Source organism: Actimicrobium sp. CCC2.4, from assembly GCF_034347385.1.
Lineage (GTDB): Bacteria > Pseudomonadota > Gammaproteobacteria > Burkholderiales > Burkholderiaceae_D > Actimicrobium.
The window spans coordinates 430482-453475 of record NZ_CP133777.1 but is presented as its reverse complement, the minus strand read 5'-3'; the positions used below and the strand labels follow the sequence as shown (position 1 = coordinate 453475).

General features: G+C 63.8%; 21 protein-coding genes. 17 read left to right on the top strand and 4 right to left on the bottom strand.

Annotated features, from left to right (window positions below; all coding sequences use genetic code 11):
- Window positions 1-47 precede the first annotated feature (47 nt).
- From RHM62_RS02110 to RHM62_RS02055, 12 genes are all read left to right on the top strand, one after another.
- On the top strand, window positions 48-1166 hold the full coding sequence (locus RHM62_RS02110) for an ABC transporter permease (protein ID WP_322123939.1): 1119 nt from the start codon (window positions 48-50) through the stop codon (window positions 1164-1166).
- Window positions 1166-1945, top strand: a complete 780-nt coding sequence (locus RHM62_RS02105) for an ABC transporter ATP-binding protein (RefSeq protein WP_322123938.1) — start codon at window positions 1166-1168, stop codon at window positions 1943-1945. The genes RHM62_RS02110 and RHM62_RS02105 overlap by 1 nt, the downstream gene beginning before the upstream one ends.
- Window positions 1945-2880, top strand: coding sequence for an MlaD family protein (locus RHM62_RS02100; RefSeq protein ID WP_322123937.1), 936 nt, complete (start codon window positions 1945-1947; stop codon window positions 2878-2880). The genes RHM62_RS02105 and RHM62_RS02100 overlap by 1 nt, the downstream gene beginning before the upstream one ends.
- 40 nt (window positions 2881-2920) lie before the next feature.
- The gene (locus RHM62_RS02095; protein WP_322123936.1) at window positions 2921-3508 is read left to right on the top strand and encodes an ABC-type transport auxiliary lipoprotein family protein; all 588 of its coding nucleotides are present in this window, start codon (window positions 2921-2923) and stop codon (window positions 3506-3508) included.
- On the top strand, window positions 3508-4641 hold the full coding sequence (locus tag RHM62_RS02090; RefSeq protein ID WP_322123935.1) for a VanZ family protein: 1134 nt from the start codon (window positions 3508-3510) through the stop codon (window positions 4639-4641). The genes RHM62_RS02095 and RHM62_RS02090 overlap by 1 nt, the downstream gene beginning before the upstream one ends.
- A 56-nt stretch (window positions 4642-4697) precedes the next feature.
- The gene (locus tag RHM62_RS02085; RefSeq protein WP_009666012.1) at window positions 4698-5015 is read left to right on the top strand and encodes a (2Fe-2S) ferredoxin domain-containing protein; all 318 of its coding nucleotides are present in this window, start codon (window positions 4698-4700) and stop codon (window positions 5013-5015) included.
- Window positions 5016-5029: 14 nt separating this feature from the next.
- A complete protein-coding gene (locus RHM62_RS02080; RefSeq protein ID WP_322123934.1) occupies window positions 5030-5662 on the top strand; it encodes an alpha/beta hydrolase in 633 nt (210 codons plus the stop codon).
- 100 nt (window positions 5663-5762) lie between these two features.
- Window positions 5763-6923, top strand: coding sequence for a D-alanyl-D-alanine carboxypeptidase family protein (locus RHM62_RS02075; RefSeq protein ID WP_322123933.1), 1161 nt, complete (start codon window positions 5763-5765; stop codon window positions 6921-6923).
- Window positions 6924-6941: 18 nt separating this feature from the next.
- Window positions 6942-8594, top strand: coding sequence for a SulP family inorganic anion transporter (locus RHM62_RS02070; protein WP_322123932.1), 1653 nt, complete (start codon window positions 6942-6944; stop codon window positions 8592-8594).
- 74 nt (window positions 8595-8668) lie between these two features.
- Window positions 8669-9523, top strand: a complete 855-nt coding sequence (locus RHM62_RS02065; protein ID WP_322123931.1) for an alpha/beta hydrolase — start codon at window positions 8669-8671, stop codon at window positions 9521-9523.
- The gene (locus RHM62_RS02060; protein ID WP_322123930.1) at window positions 9510-9779 is read left to right on the top strand and encodes a phosphopantetheine-binding protein; all 270 of its coding nucleotides are present in this window, start codon (window positions 9510-9512) and stop codon (window positions 9777-9779) included. Before RHM62_RS02065 ends, RHM62_RS02060 begins: the two co-directional genes overlap by 14 nt.
- A 7-nt stretch (window positions 9780-9786) precedes the next feature.
- The gene (locus RHM62_RS02055) at window positions 9787-11019 is read left to right on the top strand and encodes a beta-ketoacyl-[acyl-carrier-protein] synthase family protein (RefSeq protein ID WP_322123929.1); all 1233 of its coding nucleotides are present in this window, start codon (window positions 9787-9789) and stop codon (window positions 11017-11019) included.
- On the opposite strand, the gene RHM62_RS02050 is transcribed toward RHM62_RS02055, so the two are convergent.
- A complete protein-coding gene (locus RHM62_RS02050) occupies window positions 11012-11758 on the bottom strand; it encodes a MipA/OmpV family protein (RefSeq protein WP_322123928.1) in 747 nt (248 codons plus the stop codon). The two genes, RHM62_RS02055 and RHM62_RS02050, sit on opposite strands and share 8 nt — an antisense overlap.
- Window positions 11759-11853: 95 nt before the next feature.
- Here RHM62_RS02050 and RHM62_RS02045 point away from each other — a divergent pair, with 95 nt between their 5' ends.
- Window positions 11854-13338, top strand: coding sequence for an AlkA N-terminal domain-containing protein (locus RHM62_RS02045; RefSeq protein WP_322123927.1), 1485 nt, complete (start codon window positions 11854-11856; stop codon window positions 13336-13338).
- A 27-nt stretch (window positions 13339-13365) separates the two neighbouring features.
- Window positions 13366-13869, top strand: coding sequence for a methylated-DNA--[protein]-cysteine S-methyltransferase (locus RHM62_RS02040; protein ID WP_322123926.1), 504 nt, complete (start codon window positions 13366-13368; stop codon window positions 13867-13869).
- Here RHM62_RS02040 and RHM62_RS02035 read toward each other — a convergent pair whose 3' ends face one another.
- The 3 genes from RHM62_RS02035 to RHM62_RS02025 form a co-directional block, all read right to left on the bottom strand.
- Window positions 13870-14094: a hypothetical protein gene (locus RHM62_RS02035; RefSeq protein WP_322123925.1), complete on the bottom strand. Its 225-nt coding sequence runs from the start codon at window positions 14092-14094 to the stop codon at window positions 13870-13872.
- 250 nt (window positions 14095-14344) lie between these two features.
- Complete coding sequence (locus RHM62_RS02030; RefSeq protein WP_322123924.1) at window positions 14345-16033, bottom strand: methyl-accepting chemotaxis protein; 1689 nt, start codon at window positions 16031-16033, stop codon at window positions 14345-14347.
- Window positions 16034-16146: 113 nt separating this feature from the next.
- Entirely contained in the window at window positions 16147-17100 is a 954-nt protein-coding gene (locus RHM62_RS02025; protein WP_322123923.1) for a DUF808 domain-containing protein, read from the bottom strand.
- A 153-nt stretch (window positions 17101-17253) separates the two neighbouring features.
- Between RHM62_RS02025 and RHM62_RS02020 the strand changes: the two genes are divergently transcribed.
- The 3 genes from RHM62_RS02020 to RHM62_RS02010 are packed head-to-tail and all read left to right on the top strand — an operon-like array spanning window position 17254 to window position 22882.
- Window positions 17254-18678, top strand: a complete 1425-nt coding sequence (locus RHM62_RS02020; protein ID WP_322123922.1) for an efflux transporter outer membrane subunit — start codon at window positions 17254-17256, stop codon at window positions 18676-18678.
- Window positions 18675-19763, top strand: a complete 1089-nt coding sequence (locus RHM62_RS02015; RefSeq protein WP_322123921.1) for an efflux RND transporter periplasmic adaptor subunit — start codon at window positions 18675-18677, stop codon at window positions 19761-19763. Before RHM62_RS02020 ends, RHM62_RS02015 begins: the two co-directional genes overlap by 4 nt.
- A 38-nt stretch (window positions 19764-19801) precedes the next feature.
- Complete coding sequence (locus RHM62_RS02010; protein ID WP_322123920.1) at window positions 19802-22882, top strand: efflux RND transporter permease subunit; 3081 nt, start codon at window positions 19802-19804, stop codon at window positions 22880-22882.
- The last annotated feature ends 112 nt before the right edge of the window (window positions 22883-22994 follow it).

Below are 22994 nucleotides of genomic sequence, written 5' to 3'. Positions count from 1 at the left end.
TAGCGGCTGCCGTGACGCTGCTGGTGATCTCCCTTACACTGGCCCCCATGCAAAAACCTGCCCCTCCGGCGCTCGCGGTCGATCCCGCCCATCTCTCGGTCATCGTCGCCTCCGGCACGTGGCAAGTCCATGCGCTGGCAGATGCCGGCGTGATCGGGCAGCTCGACGCCGCACTGGCCCGACTGACCAAGCCTACCGGCTGGGACCTGACGCAGATCACCGCCATCGATCACATCGGTGCGCAATGGCTCTGGAATGTCTGGGGCAAGACCCGCCCGCCCGGCCTGGTGCTGACCGGCCGGCAGGATGAGTTTTTCCAGCGGCTGGAACAGGCTGGCCCGCTGACGCTGCCCGAGGTGCAGAAGCCACGCTGGAAACAGCTGATCCGGCTGGGCGCGCGCACGCAATCGCTGACCGGACATCTGGTCGACGTCGTCGGCCTGCTCGGCCAGCTGATGTTCGATCTGCGCCGCTTTGCCCTGAACCCGCGGCGTGGTCCGTGGAAAGAAATCTCCTCGAACATTTATCGCACCGGCTATCAGGCGCTGGGCATTACTGCGCTGGTCGGCATGCTGATCGGTGTCGTGCTGTCGTATCTGTCGGCGCAGCAGTTGCATTCATTTGGCGGTGACATCTATCTGGTCAATATTCTCGGCATGAGCATCATCCGCGAGCTCGGCCCCTTGCTGGCGGCGATCCTGGTGGCCGGTCGTTCGGGCTCATCGATCACTGCACAGCTGGGCGTGATGCGGGTCAATGAAGAGCTCGATGCGATGCTGGTGATGGGCTTGCCGCACGGCTTCCGGTTGATCATGCCGAAGGTGCTGGCGCTGGCCATCGCGATGCCGCTACTGGTGATCTGGACCGATGCGATGGCGCTACTCGGTGGTATGGTGGCCGCTAACCTCGAGCTGGGCCTGTCGCCGCGCTATTTTTTGCACAAGCTGCCCGATGCGGTGCCGCTGGCGAACTACTGGATCGGCATCGGCAAGGGCGTCGTTTTCGGCGGGCTGATCGCGCTGGTGGCCTGCCACTTCGGCTTCCGTATCAAGGCCAATACCGAGAGCCTCGGGGCCGGCACCACCAGTTCGGTGGTCACCGCCATCACAGTGGTGATCCTGGCTGATGCGGTGTTTGCGATTGTCTTTAGCGGGGTCGGTTTCTGATGGCCGCGCCGGTAATCGACATCAACGCACTGCGTACCGCCTATGGCAATACGGTGGTCCATGACCACCTCGACCTGCAGGTCGGGCCGGGAGAAATCATTGCGCTGGTCGGCGGTTCCGGCTCCGGCAAGACCACGCTGCTGCGGCAAATGCTGGGACTCGATCGCCCCGCTGCGGGTACCGTGAAGGTGTTTGGCACCGATCTGCAGCAAGCCGACAACGCGCAGCTGCAGCAGTTGCGGCAACGCTGGGGCATGCTGTTCCAGCACGGTGCGCTGTTCTCGGCGCTGACGACCTTCGACAATGTGGCGCAACCGATGCGCGAATTGCGCACGCTGCCGGAAGACCTGATCCGCGATGCGGTACTGCTGAAATTACAGATGGTCGGACTGACCCCGGCCGACGCGTGCAAGATGCCATCGGACCTGTCGGGCGGCATGGTCAAGCGGGTTGCGCTGGCACGGGCGCTGGCGCTGGAGCCGGAACTGCTGTTTCTCGACGAGCCGACTGCCGGCCTCGACCCGAGCCTGTCGGACAGCTTCGTTGCGCTGATCGCCTCATTGCGCGAGGCGATGCAACTGACCGTGGTGATGGTCACGCATGACCTCGATACGCTGCTGGCACTGGCGACGCGGATTGCGGTGCTGGCCGACAAACATCTGATCGCGGTTGGCACGGCGCAGGAAGTCATTGCGGTGCCGCATCCGTTCATCGAACAATTTTTCCTGGGCGGTCGCGGACGTCGCGCGCTACAGGTCCTGGACAAGGAAAGAAGCTGATGGAAAATAAATCGCATGCCCTGATGGCCGGTATTTTTACGCTGGCCCTGCTGGTGGCCGGCATCCTGCTGGCGATGTGGTTCAACCGCGACCGGATCGAGCGGGTGCCCTTCGAAATGGCGACCAAGTTATCGGTTCCCGGCCTCAATCCGCAAGCCGACGTGCGCTATCGCGGGCTTGATGTCGGCAAGGTCGACGAGATCATTTTCGACCCGAACGTGCCGGGCCAGATACTGGTCCACATCAGCGTCCGGCCGGGCACGCCGATGACGCAATCGACCTATGGCGTGCTCGGCTATCAGGGCGTCACCGGGATTGCGTACGTGCAGCTTGATGACGATGGCAGCAAGCCGGTCAAGCTGACCAGCTCGAAAGATAAACCGGCCCGCATCGAGATGCGCCCCAGCCTGTTCGATAACCTGCAGACGCGCGGCCTGGTCATTCTCCAGCAGACCGAAGCGCTGACGCTGCGACTCAATCGGTTGCTGACACCCGATAATCAGGCCGTGATGCTGGGCGCGTTCAGCGATATCAGCAAAGCCGCCATCGCCCTCGAATCGATTCCGGCCCGGCTCGAACCAACGCTGTCGCGCCTGCCGGCACTGACGACGCAAGCCAGCGACACGCTGGCCTCGGTCCAGCGCTTGTCGGACGATACCGGCAAGCTGGTCAGCAATTTTTCCGGCATCACGACGCGCCTGCAAGCACCGGACGGTACGCTGGACCGGCTGGCAACGACAGTCGACCAGCTCGGATCGGTGGCCGGCCGCATCGAGCTCAAGATTCTGCCGCTCGGTGACGAGGCAAACTCGACGCTGCACGCGGTCAACCGGACACTCGACACCTTCAACAACCGTCCGCAAAGTATCCTGTTCGGTCCCGCCCCGGCGGCACCCGGCCCGGGCGAAGCCGGCTTTGTTGCGCCGGTGCGCTGATGCCGCCTTTTTTTATCTTTGCCACCTTGACGGGAACGCCATGAAAACCACCTTGCTCGTCGCGTGCCTGCTGCTGCTCGCCGGCTGCGCCACACCCGCTGCAGCGCCAACGCAGTTCGACCTCGGCCCGCTGCCTGCCGCCAGCCAGGTCGCCCGGGTGCTGCCGGCCGTCAGCATTGCCAGCGCGACCTCGTCACCCTTCCTCGACAATCCGCGCATGCTGTACCGGCTGGACTATGCCAACAGCCAGCAGCCGCAGCAGTTTGCCGACAGCCGCTGGACCATGGCCCCGGCGCAATTGATCGAGCAGCGCCTGAAAGCGCGGCTCGCCCGCGCCGGCAGCGCGGTGCTGGCCGCCTCGGATGGTGCGCGCAATGTGCCGCTGCTGCGCGTTGCGGTCGATGAATTCGTGCAGGTCTTCACGACGCCAGCCAGCAGTACCGGACAGCTGACGGTGCGCGTGGCGGTGTTCAATGAGCGCCTGCTGGTGGCGCAAAAAAGCTTCACGCAGCAACGTCCTGCAGCCAGTGCCGATGCCGCCGGCGGGGCGCGGGCGCTGGCCGGTGCCAGCGATGCGCTGATCACCGACGTGATCGACTGGCTCGGCACCCTGCCACCGCAGAAATAATGACGGCAGCGATACCTCTTCCCGCTCCCGCAACCGGCTCGGCCTTCGCGCGCCTGGCCCTGCTCGGCTACGCGCTGCTGATTGTCTATGCCAGCTGGTATCCGTTCACCGGCTGGCAAAGCAATGGCTTGCCACCGCTCGGTTTTGTGCGCTCACCGCTGCCGCATTACTGGACTGTGTTCGACGTCGCGACCAATGTGATCGCCTATATCCCGTTCGGCATGCTGCTGGTGTTTGCGCTGTATCCGCTGCTGCGCGGGGCGCTGGTGCTGGCGCTGGTGCTGCTGGCCGGCGTGCTGTGGTCGGGCACGATGGAAGCGGTCCAGACCTTCCTGCCGACGCGGGTCCCGTCCAATCTGGACTTGTTGACCAATGTCGCGGGGGCGGTGATCGGCGGCGCGATGGGACTGGTCAGCAGCAGTTTTTTCCTGCAGCAGAGTCGCTTGCTGCAAGTGCGTCAGCGCTGGTTTTCGCATGAAGCCAGCCGCGGCTTGCTGGTGGTCTGTGCGTGGCCGCTGGCGCAAATTTATCCGCAAGGCTATCTGTTTGGCCAGGGTCAGCTGACCCCATTGTTGTCCGAGGCACTGACCGATCTGGCCGGCAGCCCGATCGACTTGTTTACCCTGATGTGGCCGGGCCTGCGCCTGAGCGCCGAACAATTCTGGCTGTGCGAAACCATCATTACCGCCTTCGGCATGACCGGAGCGGTACTCACGCTGTTGTGCCTGCTGCGCAAGAAAGCGCCGCTGTGGACGCTGATGCTGCTGACCATCGTGCTGGCGCTGGCGGCCAAGTCGATGGCCAGTGCGCTGCTGTTTGCGCCTGAAAACGCCTTCGTCTGGCTCACGCCGGGCGCGCGCGGCGGCCTGCTGCTGAGCTTGCTGATGCTGGCCGGCCTGCACTTCACGTCGCGACTGGTGCAACGGCGCTCGGCGGTACTGATGCTACTGATCAGCTTGCTGGCGGTGAACCTGATTCCGCCGAATCCGTACTTTGTGGTGACGCTGCAGAGCTGGGTGCAAGGCAAGTTCCTCAGCTTCAACGGCGCGGCGCAATTCCTGTCGCTGCTGTGGCCGTTTTTTGCGCTATGGTTCCTGCTGCATCCGGTGCATCGCAGCAAGGCTAAAGTATGATGCCGCCATCAGTCGCCACCTGTACTGCCTCCCTCCCACCTTTTTTGCGAGCGATCATGGACAACACACCGTATTTTGAGCAGCACGTTTTCATTTGCATGAACAAGCGTGAGGATGGCCGGCCGTGCTGCGGCGAACGCGGCGCACAGGCCGCCCAGAAGCATGCCAAGAGCCGTCTGAAAGCCCTCGACCTGAACGGCCAGGGCAAAATCCGCATCAATCAGTCCGGTTGCCTGGACCGCTGCGAAGAAGGTCCGGTCATGGTGATCTATCCGCAAGGCACCTGGTACACCTACATCGACAAGGACGACATTGACGACATCATCGATACCCACCTGATCGGCGGCCAGATTGTCGAACGCCTGAAAATCTGATCCGGACTGTCGCCATGAATGCCCACACCCAGCAATTTTTCATTACCGGTGCGGCCGGCGCGCTCGAATGTGCGCTCGACCTGCCGGACCCCGACGACGGCAGTCCGCGCGGCATCGCGCTGGTGGCGCATCCGCATCCGCTGTACGGCGGCACGATGGACAACAAGGTCGCGCAGACGCTGGCGCGGGCGTTTGTCAGCATCGGCTATGCCGCCGTGCGGATGAATTTTCGCGGAGTCGGCGGCTCGACCGGCCTGCACGACGAAGGGCGCGGCGAGACCGATGACATGGCGCTGCTGCTGGCGCACATGCAGCAGCAATTGCCGGGCTTGCCGGTGGCGCTGGCCGGATTTTCATTTGGCACCTTCGTGCAGGCGCAATTGCAGCAGCGCCTGATCGCGCAGGACACCCCGGCCGAACGGCTGATCCTGGTCGGTGCCGCCGCCGGCAAATGGGCGATGCCGCCGGTGCCGGAAGACACCATCCTGATCCATGGCGAACTCGATGAGACCATTGCGCTGACGGCCGTGCTGGACTGGCTACGCCCGCAAGACATCGTCGTGCGGGTGGTTCCCGGGGCCGATCATTTTTTTCATCGCAAATTGCAACATATCAAGAATGCCGTGGTCGAAGCATGGCACCGCTGAGCCGGGCGTTATAATTCGTGCATCGTTTTTTTGTCCGGCTTCTCGCCTTTTGTTCCACCACGCCATGGCCTTGCCGGCACGGCGCTTACCATTGACCCTCATGAAAATCTTTATCGCGGCCCTCGCCGCTACTGTCATATCGCTTTCTTCCGCTTTCGTACAACCGGCTTACGCGCAGACCATGCCGGCACCCATCGTCGCGGCCAAATCCTGGCTGCTGCTCGACACCACCAGTGGCCAGGTGCTGGCCTCGCAAGACCCGACCATGCGCATCGAGCCCGCCTCGCTGACCAAGATCATGACTGCCTATGTCACGTTCCAGGCGATCAAGGAAAAGCGCCTCGCACTCGCGCAGATGGTCAACGTGTCGGTGCGCGCCTGGAAGGTCGATCCGAGCAGCTCGAAAATGTTCATCGATCCGGCCACGCCGGTGTCGGTCGACGATTTGCTGCATGGCCTGATGATCCAGTCCGGCAATGACGCCGCCGTCGCCCTGGCCGAAGCCGTGGCCGGTACCGAAGAAGCCTTCGTGGTGCTGATGAACCGCGAAGCCAAGCGCATGGGCCTGACCAATACCCAGTTCGGCAACCCGCACGGCTTGCCAAGCCAGAACAATTATTCGACCGCACAGGACCTGTCCAAACTGGCCGCGGCGGTGATCACCGATTACCCCGAGTTCTACAAGATCGATTCGGTCAAGAGCTTCACGTACAACAAGATCACGCAACCCAACCGCAACCGCCTGCTGTGGCTGGACCCGAGCGTCGATGGCATGAAAACCGGCCATACCGAAGCGGCCGGCTATTGCATCATCGCCTCGGCCAAACGGCCCAACGGCAGTGGCGAACGTCGCCTGATCTCGGTCGTGCTGGGTGCCAATTCAGACCAGTCACGTACCCAGGAAAGCCAGAAGCTACTGAACTGGGGCTTCCAGAACTTCGATACGATCAAGCTGTATGGCAAAGGCCAGCCCGTAGAAACCCCGCCCGTCTGGAAGGGTTCCGAGAAAACCATCAAAATCGGCTTCACGCAGGATATCTATGTCACGGTTGCCAAGGGTGTCGCTGCCAAAATGAAGCCGGTGCTCGAACGCAAGGATCCGCTGGTCGCGCCGATTGCCGCCAACAGCAAGGTCGGGATGATGAAGATGATGGTCGATGGTAAGTCGATCGCCGAATTCCCTATCCTCGCGCTGGAAAACGTCAACGAAGCCGGTATCTTCGGCCGCGCCTGGGATTCGATCCGGCTCTGGATCCAGTAATCTTCGCGCCCGGCGCACGTGCGTACCCCGCCCTTGCGCCTGTCGTGGCCTGATGTCATTGCCGGCCTCTCACTGGCCGGCTTGCTGTTACCCGAAGCCGTCGCCTATGCCGGCATTGCCGGCTTGCCTCCGCAGGCCGGTGTCATCGCCCTGTTTGCCGGTCTGGTCTGCTATGGCCTGATCGGCACCAGCCGCTTTGCGATTGTGTCGGCCACGTCGTCCTCGGCGGCGGTGCTGGCAGCGGCGGCGGCCGGCACCGCCGGCACCGATCCGGCGCTGCGGCTGACAATGGGATTCGGGCTGGTTGTGCTGACCGGGCTGTTTTTCCTGATCGCCGGACTGGCCCGCATCGGCAGCGTGTCCGACTTCATCGCCAAGCCGGTCCTGCGCGGCTTTGCTTTCGGGCTGGCCATCGTCATCCTCTTCAAGCAAGTCGCGGCAGTCCTGGGCGCGCCGCTGCATCACACCGATATCTTCCGCATGATCGCTGATCTGGCCAGCCGGCACGCCGACTGGAATGGTCCGGCCGCGCTGCTGGCCCTGCTGACCGTGCTGTTACTGTCCGGCTTTGCGCGCCTGCCGCGCGTGCCCGGCGGCCTGCTGGTCATCGTGCTCGGCATCGCTGCCGGCCAGTGGTTGCCGCTGGCCGGCTACGGCATCGCGCTGGTCGGCCCGATCCGCTTGCAACTGCAGGCGCCGTCGCTGCCGGCATTGCCGTATTCGGACTGGTTGCGGCTGGCCGAACTGGGTGTGGCGATGGTGCTGATCCTGTATGCCGAATCGACCAGTGCGATTCGCACCTTTGCCATGAAGCACGGCGACCACGTGGTACCGAACCGCGACCTGCTGGCCCTGGGCGCGGCCAACCTGGTATCGGGGCTGTTTCAGGGCATGCCGGTCGGTGCCGGCTATTCGGCAACCGCCGCCAACGAAGCCGGTGGCGCGGTGTCGCGGCTGGCCGGCGCGGTCGCCGCGCTGGCGTTGCTGGCGGTGGTGCTGCTGTGCCTGCCACTGATTGCGCTGACGCCGCAACCGGTGCTGGCCGCCATCGTGATCTACGCGGTCGGTCACACCCTGCGGGTAGCGATGTTCAAGCCGTATTTTTTGCTGCACCGGGATCGCCTGCTGATCATCGCGGCGGTGCTGGCAGTGCTGCTGCTGGGGGTCGTCGATGGCTTGCTCGCGGCCATCGCGGTCAGCCTGCTGATGCTGCTGCGCCGGCTGTCGGAGTCATCGGTGACGGTGCTGGCGCGACTGGCCGATGGCCATGATTTTGTCAGCCGCAGCGTGCATCCCGACGCGCGTGCGATACCCGGCATCCTGATTTTGCGTCCCGACACGGCGCTGTTTTTTGCCAACGCCGAGCGCATCCTGTCGCAAGTGCGTCACGCGCTGATGGAAGCCGGCCCGCACACCACGACCCTGATCCTCAGTCTGGAAGCTTCGCCCGACCTCGACAGTTCGACCGTCGAAGCGCTCGGTGACTTCCACCGCGCGCTGCTGGTGCGCCACAAGCACCTGCTATTTGCCCGCCTGAAAGCGCCGGCACAACATGTCCTGCAGCGGGCCGACATCGCCGGCTTGAGCGCCGCCGCGCTGTGCGACCTCAGTGTCGACGATGCCGTCCGTGTCGCCTGGCAGTTGTACCCGGACCTGCTCGAACCCGGTTGACAAAACGGGATATACTCCACCCTCCAAAATGTCCGATTCCGTACATTCACACACTCTAAAATCCAGACCCTTCCATGCGTACCATCGAGTTACCCGGCGGCGATCATGCCGTGCTGGCACTGCACGGCTTGCTTGGCAATCCGCTTGAAATGCTGTTCGTCGGCAAGCGCCTGCAGCGCGCCGGCTATACGGTCCATATTCCGCTGATTCCAGGATACGGCTATGCCAGCGGCCAGGACATGTCCTACGACACCACCCGCTACGAACGCTGGTTCGAGGAAGTACAGCAACGCTTCGACTTGCTCAAACGGACCCATGCGTCGGTCTCGGTCGTCGGCTTGTGCATAGGCGCGGTGCTGGCGTTGCGACTGGCCAGCGAGCGACCCGATGACGTCGCGGCGCTGTCGGTACTGGCCACGACGCTGGCCTATGACGGCTGGAGTATCCCGTTCTATCGTTTCCTGTTGCCGCTGGCGTATTACACGCCGGTGCGCTATCTGTATTCGTACAAGGAGCGCTTCCCGTTCGGGATCAAGAATCCGAAACTGCAGAAGTGGATTGCGCGCGAGATGGAAGTGACGACCTCCTCTGCTGCCGGTGCCTCGCGCCTGTCGGCCGAAGGCATCTTCCAGGCCGACCGGCTCATCAAGCATGTGAAGAAAGATCTCGGCAAGGTGCGCTGTCCGACCCTGATCATCCATGCCGAAGAAGATGACGTGGCGACACCGAAAAGTGCCGACCTGGTCGAACGCAGCATCGCCTCCGCCATCACTAAAAAAATCATCCTGCACGACAGCTATCACATCATCACGCTGGACAATGAAAAAGAACGTGTGGCAACTGAGACGGTGACATTCTTCGACCAATCAGTGCGTCCCGCCCATCACGCCATTCCGACCATCCCTAGAGATCAACATGAGTACGCCTGACCAGTCCCAACCCGCTACGTCTTATGACACTGTTGTCGCCATGCTCGCAGCGCAGCTCGAAATCGATGCCGCCACCATCCTGCCCGATACCGAACTGGCCACGCTGGGCGTCGATTCGCTGACCGTCGCCGAACTGATCTTCGACCTCGAAGACAAGTTCGATATCACGCTGGGCGATGAGCGCCCGAGCCTGGTCGTGGTCCAGGATATCGTCGATAACATCGACCGTTACCTCAACAACAAACCCGCCGCCTGAGCCGGCCATGAAACGCGTCGTCATCACCGGCATCGGTGCCATCTCGGCGCTAGGCACAGGAGCCGACACCAACTTCAGCGCGGCTTTCGCCGGGCGCTCCGGCATAGCACCGGTCGACATCAGTGCCGGGCCCTATCGCATCACCGGTTGCGCCGCGCAAATCGGCTTTGCCTTGCCGGAGCTGATCCGCAAGGCCGAATTGCCTTTGTTCGACCGGGTCGCCTTGCTGGCCTGGGCTGCCGCCAGCGAAGCACTGCAACAAGCCGGAATGGAGCATGATCCCGTCGCGCAGCAAGCCAGCGGCGTGTTCTGGGGCACCGGCATGGGCGGTGCGCAAACCATCGACAATGGCTACGCCGACCTGTTCATCGATCAAAAAAACCGGGTCCGGCCGATGTCCGTCGTGGCCAGCATGAACAACGCCTCGGCCGCACAAATCGCCTTGCGCGCCGGTTTTGGCGGCAGCGTCAATACCTACAGCAGTGCCTGCGTGTCGTCGGCCCAAGCCATCGGCGAAGCCTTCCGCCATATCCGCCACGGCTATGCCGAACGCGCACTGGCAGGCGGCTCGGAAGCGATGTTGACGCTCGGCGTCTGGCGCGCCTGGGAAGCCCTGCATGTGCTGGGCACGACCGATGCGGCCCATCCGGAACGCAGCTGCAAGCCCTTTTCGCTGGACCGCAGCGGCCTGATTCTGGGCGAGGGCGGCGCGGCCTTGATGCTCGAATCGCTCGATTCGGCGCAGCAGCGCGGTGCCACCATCCTGGCCGAACTGGCCGGTTACGGTGCCAGCAATGATGCCACCCACATGACCAAGCCGGATCCGGCCGGCCAGGCCCGTGCGATGCGCATGGCCTTGCGCGAAGCCGGCCTGACACCCGACCGGATCGACTATATCAATGCCCACGGTGCCGGCACGCTGGCGGGCGACCTGGCCGAAACCCAATCGATACGGGATGTCTTTGGCGCGCATGCCGCTACGCTGATGGTCAGTTCGACCAAGGCCGTGCATGGCCACACGCTGGGCGCGGCCGGGGCGCTCGAATTCGTGCTGGCCGTGCAGGCATTGCGCCAGCAGGCCGTGCCGCCGACGGCGTTCCTGGCGCAACCGGACCCGGCGTGCGACCTCGATTACGTCGCACTGCAAGGCCGCGCACAACAGTCGCTGCGGGCGGTCATGTCGAACTCGTTTGCGTTTGGCGGCAGCAATGCGGCACTGATCGCGATTCCGTTTATTTGAACGCGTAGGTCACGGCAACAAAGCCGTTGGTCTGCGTGCCCGTGGACACCAGCGGACTGTCGCGGATTGCCGCATCCAGCCACGATCGGCGTGCCTGCACCAGCAGGTGCCACGGCCCGCCCAGCGACAATTCGGCTGCCAGGCCGGCGACCGGCACCGTCGAGGCTCCGGCACGATACGACGCTATCCTGCTGCGCGCCGATTCTGCCGCATCAACGCCATACAAATGCTGCACGTACGCGGCACTGCGCCGCTCGATACCTACTTGCGGGTAAATTTTAAAACCGGCGAAAGAAAACTCGGCGGCATACGTCGCTTCGAGCAGCGAACCACCCGAGCTGACGTCATGCATCGCGTAGACAAAGAAGCCGCCATAGGGCGTTTCCTGATAGGTTCCTATGCCCAGCGGAACCGGCGTGCTGCGGTCGCGCAAGCCGCGCAATGCCGCGCTGTCGGCCTTGTAACCTTCCTGACTGACCCGGCCGACCAGCTCCAGATAACCGGCGCCGAGGGCAATGGTTTTCACGCCGAAGGTATCGGTGCGCGCAAACAGGCGCTGATAATCGGCATACACGTAAGGCAGCAATGACGGCCGGTGGCTGGCACCGCGGACGTTGGCGGTAGTCGCGTAGACGGCAGCGCCGACATCGCCGCTCAGGTGCGGCGGCAATACTGTCTGCGCATGGGCTATGGTGCTGGCGAGCAGGGTCGCCATGGCAAGGAGGAGGAAATTTTTCATGGCGGCATCGTAGCATCTGCCGGAAGACTTGCCGTTGCGCTTGCGTGGCCGAAAACGGCCAGACACGGTGCGCCGGTGACGCGTATAACGATTCCATGACACCCGACTTCGACGACACCACCACGCCAGCCGATGCCCATTGCTACCGCGCTCTGACCGCGCGCGATGCCCGTTTTGACGGTATCTTTTTTACCGGTGTCAGCAGCACCGGCATTTACTGCCGGCCGGTCTGTCCGGCACGCACGCCACGCGCAGAGATGTGCCGGTTTTTTAGCAGCGCAGCGGCAGCGGAACAGGCCGGGTTTCGGCCCTGCCTGCGCTGCCGGCCTGAGCTGGCACCGTATGCGCTGCAGCAGAATCTGGCCTATGCGGTCTGGCAGCGCATTGCCGCCGGCGCCCTCAATCATCACGACGAAGGCAGCGGCATCGAGGCGCTGGCCGCGACCGTCGGCTTGTCGTCGCGCCAGTTGCGCCGCGTACTGCTACAGCACTTTGGCGTGACGCCTGTCGGGCTGGCGCAGACGCAGCGTCTGCTGTTTGCCAAGAAGCTACTGCAAGAAACGACCTTGCCGATGACCGCACTGGCGCATGCAGCCGGCTTTGGCAGCGTGCGGCGTTTTAATGCGCTGTTCGCGGCGCGCTACGGTATTGCGCCCGGCGCGATCCGGCGTAGCGCGGGTGAGCATCGCGATGGCGATGCGCTGGTCTTGCGACTGGCTTACCGGCCACCGCTGGCATGGACGACGATGCTGACCTATCTGGCTGGCCGGAGCATGCCGGGTCTGGAAACCGTCGATGCCGGTGCTTATCTGCGCAGCGTGCAGCTCGATGGTGCCAGCGGCTGGCTGCGCGTGACCCATCTGCCGCTAAAAAACCAGCTGCAGCTGGAAATTGCCCCCGCGCTGGCCGACGTCCTGATGCCATTGCTGGCGCGGGTACGCAGTCAGTTCGACCTTGATGCCAACCCGACCCTCATCGACCGGCATCTGGCGCAGGATCCGCTGCTGGCCGCACAGATCACCCGACTGCCGGGCTTGCGTGTGCCGGGGTGCTTTGATGTGTTCGAACTGGCGGTGCGTGCGGTGCTCGGCCAGCAGATCAGCGTGGCTGGTGCGACCACCTTGTCGGGCCGGCTGGTGGCGCGTTTCGGTGCACTCGCGGCGACGCCGTTTGCGTCCATCCAGCGCCATTTTCCGTCCGCCGACCTGCTGGCAGCGACACCGGTCGAGGCCATCGCCGGACTCGGTATGCCACGCAGCCGCGCCGCGACCATCCGTGCAGTGGCCCAATTTGCCGTGCAAGGCGGGCTGGCGATACCGCCCGGGCAGGCGCTGGCGCCAACGATCAGCGCACTGCGCTCGGTGCACGGCATTGGCGAATGGACTGCCCAATACATCGCGTTGCGGGCGCTGCGCTTTCCGGATGCGTTTCCGGCTGGTGATCTCGGTCTGCAAAAAGCCGCCGCGCCACAACGACTGACCGAAGCGCAATTGCTGGTGCGTGCCGGAGACTGGGCACCATGGCGTGCTTATGCTGCGCTGCGACTGTGGCAAAGCTTGCGCGACGATGCTGATAGCTGACCAACCACACCCCGCAAGGAGCACCCGATGTCCGTACCCACCACGTCGTATCTGCACCATCCGAGCCCGCTCGGCGAACTGGTGCTGGCCGCCACCGCACACGGACTGTGTGGCGTGTATTTCGAGCAGCACCGGTATTTTCAGGGTACCGGGGACTGGCAGCATGATCCGGCGCAGGCCCACTTACGCGCGGCCGCGCAACAACTCGACGACTATTTTGCAGGAGCACGCACGATGTTTGATTTGCCGCTGGACCTGACCGGCACCGTCTTTCAGCGCAGCGTCTGGCAAATGCTCGGGAGCATCGGTTACGGCATCACGTCGAGCTATGGCAAGCAAGCCGAACGCCTCGGACGGCCGGCTGCTGTGCGCGCGGTCGGCACCGCAATCGGCCGCAATCCGGTGTCGATCGTGGTGCCGTGTCACCGCGTGCTCGGCCGGCATGGCGCGCTGTCCGGCTATGCCGGCGGACTGGATCGCAAGCAATTTCTGCTGGATCTGGAAAGCCGGCGCAGCGACTTCCCGTGCTGATTATTTCGGCCCGACCATCGGCCCGGCGGTGCCCACATCCGGTGGCATCGTCACGCCTCCGGGCGCAATGGGTTCCGGTGTCATCGACGGCGTGACGGGACTGCTGTCCATCGCAGGCGGGGACACGCCCGCCGATGGCGTCAGCGGCTTGGTCTCGGATGGCGACATCGACTGGCAGGCGGCAAGCAACAGCAGGCAGGCAAAGGGAACGAGGTGTTTGGTCATGAAAGCTCCTGATCGATAAAAGTGATGACCCGACGTGGGCCGGCAAGAAAGACACGAAAGTGCGCAGGGTAGAGAAACGCGCCGATATGAAGTTCCGGACGGACGGCTGGCATTGCGGGTGGTCTGACGCAGATCAGGAATGGTGGTGATAGGGGGATGGCTAGCAGAAAAATAAGCTAAGTCGGGACTCTTTCAGGCGGATGCCGGTCCTCACAACAACCGGGCACCGGCATGCGCCTGCAAACAGGGATTAGAACTCTTCCCACTCGTTCTGTGCTGCCGGCCGGCTGGCGAGCGCGGTTGCGCGCGCCGGTTTCGGCAAGGCGACCCGCGCGGCAGGACGGGCTTTCACTATGCGTGCGGCCACCACCGGCGTTGCGGCACGGACCGGTGCGGCACCGTCGAGCTTGAAGACGCCGACAACTTGCGCCAGGTGCGCCGCCTGATCCTGCAACGCTTCTGCCGCTGCGGCGGCCTGCTCCACCAGCGCGGCATTTTGCTGCGTGACCTCGTCCATCTGGGTGATGGCCTGGTTAATTTGTTCGATACCGGTGGTCTGCTCGCTGCTGGCCAGCGTGATCTCGCGCATGATCGTCGTCACGCGCTGCACGCTGTCGACAATCTCGCCCATCGTGGCTCCCGCCTGGTCGACCAGCCGGGCACCGACTTCGACCTGCTCGACCGAGTTACCGATCAGGACCTTGATCTCGCGGGCGGCGGCAGCACTGCGCTGCGCCAGACTGCGCACTTCCGATGCCACGACCGCAAAACCGCGGCCCTGTTCGCCTGCGCGGGCGGCTTCGACCGCTGCATTGAGCGCGAGGATATTGGTCTGGAAAGCGATGCCATCGATGACGCCGATGATGTCGGAAATTTTCTGGGACGAGGCATTGATCGAGCCCATCGTATCGACCACCTGTGCCACCACGGCACCGCCCTTGCCGGCGACGTCAGCCGCCGATTGCGCCAGGTCATTGGCCTGCCGTGCATGTTCGGCGTTCTGCTTGACGGTGGCGGTCAATTGCTCCATCGACGCGGCGGTCTGTTCCAGCGAGCTGGCTTGCTCTTCGGTGCGCGACGACAGGTCCATGTTGCCGCTGGCGATCTGGCTTGATGCCGAAGCGATCGTATCGGTACCCTTGCGCACCTGGCTGACGATACCTATCAGGCTCTCGTTCATGTCTTTCAGGGACTGCGTCAGACGGCCGGTTTCGTCGCCCGATTGCACATCGATACGTTGCGTGAGGTTGCCGGCGGCAATGCCATCGGCGATCTGCACCGCTGCATTGAGTGGCCGGGTGATGGCGCGCACCAGCCAGATCCCGATCAGGAGCGCCAGCACCAGCCCGAACAGCACACCGGCGATACAGCTGTTGCGTACCAGGTGGTAAGTCGCCATCGATTGGTCGTATTCGCTCTTGGCGACATCGAGCTGCAGCTTGAGCAGCGCATCGATACCGGCCTGGACAGGAACCGATAGCTGCAGCATCGGGCCGGACACCACGGTATGGGCCAGCTCAATGTTTTGTGCGCGCAAGGCCGTGATAGCCGGCCGCAATCCTTCATCGACGAATTGCTTGCGGCGCACAACGAACTCGTCGGCGAGTCTTTTTTCTTCGGGGGTCAGCTTGGTCGCGAGGTAATCGTTCCAGGATGCCGTGATGCGCTTGATATTGCTGTCAACCTCTTCAAGCAGCTTGCCCGCGATTGCCGCTTCGCCGGCAACGGCACGGGTCAGCAGCAACTGGTTCTGTATCTGCAACCGGACCACTTGATCGAGTCGCCCCATCGCGACCAGCCGGTCCTGGTAAATCGTCCTGGTTGATTCATTGGCAAAGCCGAGACTGATGATGCCGATCAGTGCACCGACGATCAGTTGCACACACAAAAAGGCAATGACAAAGATCAGTCGCGACTTGATGCTGAGCTTGTTGAACATATAGTTTCTCCTGAAATACCGTACCGGGATTGCCCCGACATAATTCCCGACTGCAAGTAGGGGCATTATCGTCGATTGATCGCCGCGGTTTTCATTTTTACTGGTTCTTTTTTTTATCTACCGGCACGTTTTCCGATCACGCGTTTGCCTAGTGTCACCAGCGCCAGCACGACCACCCCGGCCGCCATGCCAGCCAATCCATCAAGCAGCGTCGCACCGGCAACAGCCGCCACCGGTCCCAGCAGCGGCACGCCAGCCACTGTCGCCAGCAGTTGTTCGATGAGGTGGTGCGCACCCGGCATGCCATGCGTGAGAATGCCACCACCCACCAGAAACATCGCGACGGTACCGATCACTGACAGCGATTTCATCATCACCGGCGCGGCCCGCAGGATCAGCCTGCCGGTACGGCGCTGCCATTGCGCCACCAGTCCGCTGCCGCTCTTGCGCGTGAGCAGCAGGCCGCCATCATCGAGCTTGACGATGCCGGCGACGATGCCATAGACGGCAATCGTCAGAACCACGGCGATGCCAGCCAGTACCGTCAATTGCGACAGGAAAGGCGCGCCGGCCACGGTCCCCAGCGTGATGACAATGATTTCGGCGGACAGGACAAAGTCGGTGCGGATCGCGCCCTGGATCTTGCTTTTTTCCAGCGCGACCAGATCGACTTCGGGCTTGGCTAAAGCGTCGAGCACGCGCGCCTGCCCGGCCGCCGCGCCGGCATCATCGTGCAGCCAGGTATGTGCCAGCTTTTCGATGCCTTCAAAACACAGATAAGCCCCGCCCAGCATCAGCAGCGGCGTCACCGCCCAGGGTGCCAGCGCGCTGATGGCCAGCGCGGCCGGCACCAGGATCAGCTTGTTGCGCAACGATCCCTTGGCGACCGCCCACACCACCGGCAACTCGCGCTCGGCCCGGACCCCGGAGACCTGCTCGGCATTCAGGGCCAGGTCGTCACCGAGCACGCCGGCGGATTTTTTGGCGGCGACCTTGGTCATCAGGGCGACATCGTCGAGGATGGAGGCGATATCGTCGATCAGGGCAAACAGACTGGTTGCGGCCACAATGGCCTCCTTCGAAAGTGAAAAATAGCAGGCCTGCAGTGTAGGCGAAGCGCGCCGCAAACTGCCGGCCGGCGACAAATCTTGCAGCGGAATTCTGTGGTGTAATTGGCGTCGGAATATTTTCCGGCCCGCTGTCACTTCCACGAAGAACCGATGAATCCATTCAAACTGTGCGCCTTGCTCTGGCTCGGCGGCTGCGCAATCGCGCCACCACCTGCGCGTGTCGATGCCGGCGTCGCCCCCGGCTGGAGTGCGCCCTTGCCGCATCAGGGCAGCCTCACCGACCTGACCCGCTGGTGGCAGCAGCAAGGCGATCCGCTGCTGGTGCAGCTGATCGATGCCGGCCAGGCAGTCAGCCCGAGCGTAGCCTCGGCCGCCGCCCGCATCAGCCAGGCGCGCGCGGTGCAAGTGAGCGCATCGGCTGCCCTGGTACCGGCACTCAATGCCACCGCCAGCGGCAGCCGCAACAGCGCCCAGCCCGGCATTCCGCTGAGCACGACGGTTCAAGGTGCGCTGCAAGCATCGTGGGAAATCGACGTCTTCGGCGCACGCCGGTTTGCGCAGGACGGCGCGCGGGCCAGACTCGCTGGTGCGCAAGCCGGCTGGCATGACGCGCGGGTATCGGTCGCGGCCGACATCGCCAATCAGTATTACGGCCTGCGTGCCTGCCAGCGCTTGCTGGACGTCACCCGCGCCGACGCTGCCTCGCGCACGGAAACCGCGCGCTTGTCGCAGCTCAGTGCCACGGCCGGCTTCACCGCGCCGGCCACGGCCGCACTGGCGCGCGCCAGCGCCGCCGAAGCCAGCGGCCGCGTCACGCAACAGCAGGCCCAGTGCGACATCGGCATCAAGACGCTGGTGGCACTGACGGCAATGACCGAACCGGACTTGCGCCAGCAACTGGGCGAGGTCACACCGGCTGCGCTGTTCACACCGATCGTCATCACCAGTTTGCCGGCCGCGACGCTGCGCCAGCGTCCCGATGTCTTCAATGCCGAGCGCGAAGTCGCCGCCGCCAGTGCCGCGGTCGGTAACGCTCAGGCGCAACGCTATCCGCGCCTGACGCTGGGCGGCTCGGTCGGTGCCGGCGCGTTTCGTGCGGTGGGCGTAACCACCGAAGCCCCGACCTGGGCCATCGGTCCGCTGGCGGTGTCGCTGCCGCTGTTTGATGCCGGCACACGCGTGGCCAACATTGACGCAGCCAGCGCCAGTTACGACGAAGCGGTCGTGCTGTATCGGGCGCGGGTGCGACAGGCCGTGCGCGAGGTCGAAGAAGCGCTGGTCAATCTCGATAGCACGGCGCGCCGCAGCGATGATGCCGTGCGCGCAGTCGATGGTTACCGCCTGTCGTTCAATGGTACCGAGAGCCGCTACCGCAGCGGCCTGGCCAGCCTGGTCGAACTCGAAGATGCGCGACGCCTGCGCCTGGCCGCCGAACTGAGCCAGGTATCGCTGCAGCAGCAACGCAATGCCGCATGGATCGCGCTGTATCGCGCCGCCGGTGGCGGCTGGCGCGCACCCGATGCGTCGAATAACGCCTCCATCGATTCAACAGACACACCGAAAGACCCGACATGACGATTCGCCTGCCCCTGTTTTTGCTGGCGCTGCTGTGTAGCGCCAGCGCCCTCGCCGCCGACAAACCGGCCACCGGCCCCACGCCGGCACTCAGCGTGACCACCGCCCGGGCGACCAGCGCCAGCCTGCCGGTGCGTCTGTCGGCCAACGGCAATATCGCCGCCTGGCAGGAGGCTGTCATCGGCAGCGAATCGAACGGCTTGCGCCTGGTCGAGGTGAAGGTCAATATCGGCGACACGGTGCAGGCCGGCCAGCTGCTGGCGCGCTTTTCCGATGAATCAATCAATGCCGATGTCGCGCAGGCGCGCGCCAGTCTGATGGAAGCCGAAGCCAGTGCTGCCGATGCCAGCGGCAATGCGGCCCGCGCCCGCACGCTGCAGGACACCGGTGCCCTCAGTGCCCAGCAGATCAACCAGTATTTGACAACGGAACAGACGGCCAGGGCCCGTGTCGCATCGGCCAAGGCCACGCTGGACGTCCAGCAAGTGCGGCTGCGCCATACCCGTCTGGTGGCACCGGACAGCGGCATCATCTCGGCACGCACCGCCACCGTCGGTTCGGTGGTGCCGGCCGGGTCCGAATTGTTCCGGATGATTCGTCAGGGCCGGCTCGAGTGGCGTGCCGAAGTCATCGCCGCTGAACTCGGTCGCATTCGTCCCGGCATGGCGGTCAGCGTAGTAGCGGCCAACGGCAGCACGCTGACCGGCAAAGTCCGCATGATCGCCCCGACCGTCGATGTGCAGACGCGCACCGCGCTGGTTTACGTCGACCTGCAAGCAGCCACCGGCAAGACCGCACCGGCCCGGGCCGGCATGTTTGCACGCGGGGATTTCGCGCTCGGCAACTCGACCGCGCTGACCGTGCCGCAACAGGCGGTGGTGGTGCGCGACGGCTTCAGCTACGTGTTCCGGCTCAATGCCGACCAGCATGTGAGTCAGCTCAAGGTGACACCCGGCAGGCGGCTGGCCGAACGCATCGAATTGCTCGATGGCGTCACGCCGGAGATGGCGCTGGTAATCACCGGTGCCGGTTTCCTCAATGACGGCGATCTGGTGCGCCAGGTCAGCGCCGCCGTACCCCGATAGCACCCCGATAGCACCCCGATAGCCACCAAGGACACCGCGTGAATTTTTCCGCTTTCTCGATCAAGAACCCGATCCCCGCGATCATGCTGTTCGTGTTGCTGACTTTGGCCGGCGTGCTGTCGTTTCGCGACAGCGCCGTGCAGGATTTCCCGGATATCGAACTGCCCATCGTGACGGTCAGCGCGTCGCTGCCGGGCGCGGCACCGGCCCAGCTCGAAACCGAAGTCGCCCGCAAGATCGAAGACTCGGTGGCAACGCTGCAAGGCATCAAGAATATCTATACCAAGGTGCTCGATGGTGCGGTCACTGTGACGGTCGAGTTCGTGCTCGAAAAGCCGCTGGCCGAAGCCGTCAATGATGTCCGTGATGCGGTGGCGCGGATCCGCGCCGACCTGCCCAGCGAGCTGCGCGATCCATCGGTGACGAAGGCTTCGACAGCCGGCCGCGTGGTGCTGACCTTTGTCGCATCGGCTGCGGCGGGCTCGGCGCTGGACCAGCAGGAACTGAGCTGGTTCGTCGACAACACGGTCTCGAAACGCATGCTCAGTATTCGCGGCGTCGGTGCCGTCAAGCGCGTCGGTGGCGTCAACCGCGAAGTGCGGGTGGAGCTCGATGCCGCGCGTATGGCGGCGCTAAAAGTGACCGCAGTGGAAGTCTCGCGCCGCTTGCGACTGGTGCAACAGGAAGCGCCGGGCGGACGTGGCGATGTCAGCGGTGCCGAGCAGTCGGTACGGACCATCGCGACCGTGCAGAGCGCGGCCGGGCTGGCGCAGCTGGATATCCCGCTGACTGATGGCCGGCATATCCGGCTCGATCAAGTGGCCCGCGTCATCGATACCGTGGCCGAACCGCGCTCGCTGGCGACGCAGGATGGGCAGCGCGTGGTCGGGTTTGAAATTTTCCGCACCAAGGGTGCCAGCGAACTCGACATTGCGCGTGAGGCGCGTAAGGCGGTCGCCGAACTGCAGGCAGCGCATCCCACGATTTTGCTCAAACAGGTAATCGACAACGCCCGCCCGGTCCAGGAAAACTTCGACGGCTCGATGGAGCTGCTGTACGAAGGCGCGTTGCTGGCAGTGCTGGTGGTGTGGTGGTTTCTGCGCGACTGGCGCGCCACGCTGGTGGCCGCGGCGGCCTTGCCGCTGTCGGTGATCCCGACCTTCCTCGGCCTGAAGTATTTCGGCTACACGCTCAATACCGTGACACTGCTATCGCTGGCGCTGGTGGTCGGCGTGCTGGTCGACGATGCAATCGTCGAAATCGAAAACATTTCGCGCCATCTGCGCATGGGCAAGTCGCCGATGCAGGCAGCGCTGGAAGCCGCCGATGAAATCGGCATGGCGGTCATTGCGACTACCTTCGCCCTGGTCGCGGTGTTCCTGCCGACCGCCTTCATGGCAGGCATACCGGGACTATTCTTCAAGCAGTTCGGCTGGACCGCCGTACTGGCGATCATCGCTTCGCTGATGGTGGCCCGCCTGCTCACACCAATGATGGCCGCCTACATTCTCAAGCCCACCAGCGAGACCGAACAAAAAGATGGCTGGCTGATGCGCCGGTACATGACCACGATGCAGTGGTGCCTGCGTCACCGCATCCTGACCGGCATCGGTGCGGGGATTTTTTTCATTGCCTCGATTGCGCTGGTGCCGCTGCTGCCGACCGGCTTTGTCCCGGCCGCCGACCGTGGCCAGACCCAGATCAATATCGAGCTGGCACCGGGTAGCACCTTGCAGGAAACTGCCGTCGTCGCCGAACGCGCCCGCGTACTGGCGATGCAGGTCAAGGGCATCACCGGCGTATTCAGTTCGGTCGGCGGAGGCTCCAGCGGCGACGCCTTTGCCCCGGGTGCGTCGGCCGAAGCGCGTCGTACGGTGCTGACGCTGACCACCGTGCATCGCACCGACCGCAAGGAGAGCATGGCCCAGCTCGAAGGCGCGCTGCGCCAGCGCATTGCCGTCATCCCCGGTGCGCGCTTCACGGTGGGTCCGCCCGATAGCGGGGTCAAGATGCAGCTGGTCTTGCAGAGCGAAAATCCGGTCACGCTGTCGGAATCAGCGCAGAAGGTGACGCGCGAACTGCGCACGCTGCAAGGTATCGGTAACGTCAATTCGACCGCCTCGCTGGTGCGCCCGGAAATCATCGTGCGGCCTGATTTCGCGCGCGCCGCGGATCTGGGCGTGACCGCTGCCAGCATCGGTGAAACGGTGCGGGTAGCCACTGCCGGCGACTACGACACCAATCTGACCAAGCTCAATCTGCCGGAACGGCAGGTACCAATCCGGGTCAAGCTGCCGGATGCCGTACGCGCCGACCTCGATGCCATCGCCCGTCTGACGGTGCCCGGCAAGAACGGTCCGGTCATGCTCGGTACGGTCGCCAGCATCACGATGGAAAGCGGGCCGGCGCAAATCGACCGGCTCAACCGCAGCCGCAACGTGACGCTCAATATCGAGCTTGGTAGCCGTACCCTTGGCGATGTGAACAAGGAGGCGCGGGCGCTGCCGTCGCTGCGCAATTTGCCCCCCTCGGTGAAGATCGCCGAACTCGGCGATGCACAGGAAATGAAAGCACTGTTCGCCAGTTTTGGTCTGGCGATGGCCATTGGCGTGCTGTGCATTTACGGCGTGCTGGTGCTGCTGTTCAAGGACTTCATGCAACCGGTGACGATTCTCGCCGCGCTGCCGCTATCGATAGGCGGGGCCTTCGTCGCGCTGCTCGTCACCGGCCGGGCCTTGTCGATGCCATCGATGATCGGCCTGATCATGCTGATGGGAATCGTCACGAAAAATTCCATCCTGCTGGTCGATTACGCGATCCTCGCGCGCCAGGCCGGCATGAATCGCTTCGATGCACTGGTCGATGCCTGCCACAAGCGCAGCCGGCCCATCATCATGACGACAATCGCGATGGGTGCCGGCATGATGCCGCTGGCGCTGGGCTGGGGTGCCGATCCGAGCTTCCGTTCGCCGATGGCCATTGCGGTCATCGGCGGACTGATCACGTCGACCTTGCTCAGCCTGCTGGTGGTGCCGGCGGTGTTTACGTATATCGATGATCTGGAGAAGTTGCCGGCTTGGCTAAGGCGGAAGTGGCGGAGAGGGTCTACCCCGCGCTAACCGGATTGGGATTGACGAGCGCGAGCGGGGCATTTGGTGCAATGCCCTGCGGTTATTGCACCCTACGAATGGACGTGGATGTTGACCTTGATCTGTTGCGGCCGCCACCAAT

Coding starts and splice junctions, on each gene's coding strand:
- RHM62_RS02110 (WP_322123939.1), top strand. CDS start 48: ATGCAAAAACCTGCCCCTCCGGCGCTCGCGGTCGATCCCGCCCATCTC.
- RHM62_RS02105 (WP_322123938.1), top strand. CDS start 1,166: ATGGCCGCGCCGGTAATCGACATCAACGCACTGCGTACCGCCTATGGC.
- RHM62_RS02100 (WP_322123937.1), top strand. CDS start 1,945: ATGGAAAATAAATCGCATGCCCTGATGGCCGGTATTTTTACGCTGGCC.
- RHM62_RS02095 (WP_322123936.1), top strand. CDS start 2,921: ATGAAAACCACCTTGCTCGTCGCGTGCCTGCTGCTGCTCGCCGGCTGC.
- RHM62_RS02090 (WP_322123935.1), top strand. CDS start 3,508: ATGACGGCAGCGATACCTCTTCCCGCTCCCGCAACCGGCTCGGCCTTC.
- RHM62_RS02085 (WP_009666012.1), top strand. CDS start 4,698: ATGGACAACACACCGTATTTTGAGCAGCACGTTTTCATTTGCATGAAC.
- RHM62_RS02080 (WP_322123934.1), top strand. CDS start 5,030: ATGAATGCCCACACCCAGCAATTTTTCATTACCGGTGCGGCCGGCGCG.
- RHM62_RS02075 (WP_322123933.1), top strand. CDS start 5,763: ATGAAAATCTTTATCGCGGCCCTCGCCGCTACTGTCATATCGCTTTCT.
- RHM62_RS02065 (WP_322123931.1), top strand. CDS start 8,669: ATGCGTACCATCGAGTTACCCGGCGGCGATCATGCCGTGCTGGCACTG.
- RHM62_RS02060 (WP_322123930.1), top strand. CDS start 9,510: ATGAGTACGCCTGACCAGTCCCAACCCGCTACGTCTTATGACACTGTT.
- RHM62_RS02055 (WP_322123929.1), top strand. CDS start 9,787: ATGAAACGCGTCGTCATCACCGGCATCGGTGCCATCTCGGCGCTAGGC.
- RHM62_RS02050 (WP_322123928.1), bottom strand. CDS start 11,758: ATGAAAAATTTCCTCCTCCTTGCCATGGCGACCCTGCTCGCCAGCACC.
- RHM62_RS02045 (WP_322123927.1), top strand. CDS start 11,854: ATGACACCCGACTTCGACGACACCACCACGCCAGCCGATGCCCATTGC.
- RHM62_RS02040 (WP_322123926.1), top strand. CDS start 13,366: ATGTCCGTACCCACCACGTCGTATCTGCACCATCCGAGCCCGCTCGGC.
- RHM62_RS02035 (WP_322123925.1), bottom strand. CDS start 14,094: ATGACCAAACACCTCGTTCCCTTTGCCTGCCTGCTGTTGCTTGCCGCC.
- RHM62_RS02030 (WP_322123924.1), bottom strand. CDS start 16,033: ATGTTCAACAAGCTCAGCATCAAGTCGCGACTGATCTTTGTCATTGCC.
- RHM62_RS02020 (WP_322123922.1), top strand. CDS start 17,254: ATGAATCCATTCAAACTGTGCGCCTTGCTCTGGCTCGGCGGCTGCGCA.
- RHM62_RS02015 (WP_322123921.1), top strand. CDS start 18,675: ATGACGATTCGCCTGCCCCTGTTTTTGCTGGCGCTGCTGTGTAGCGCC.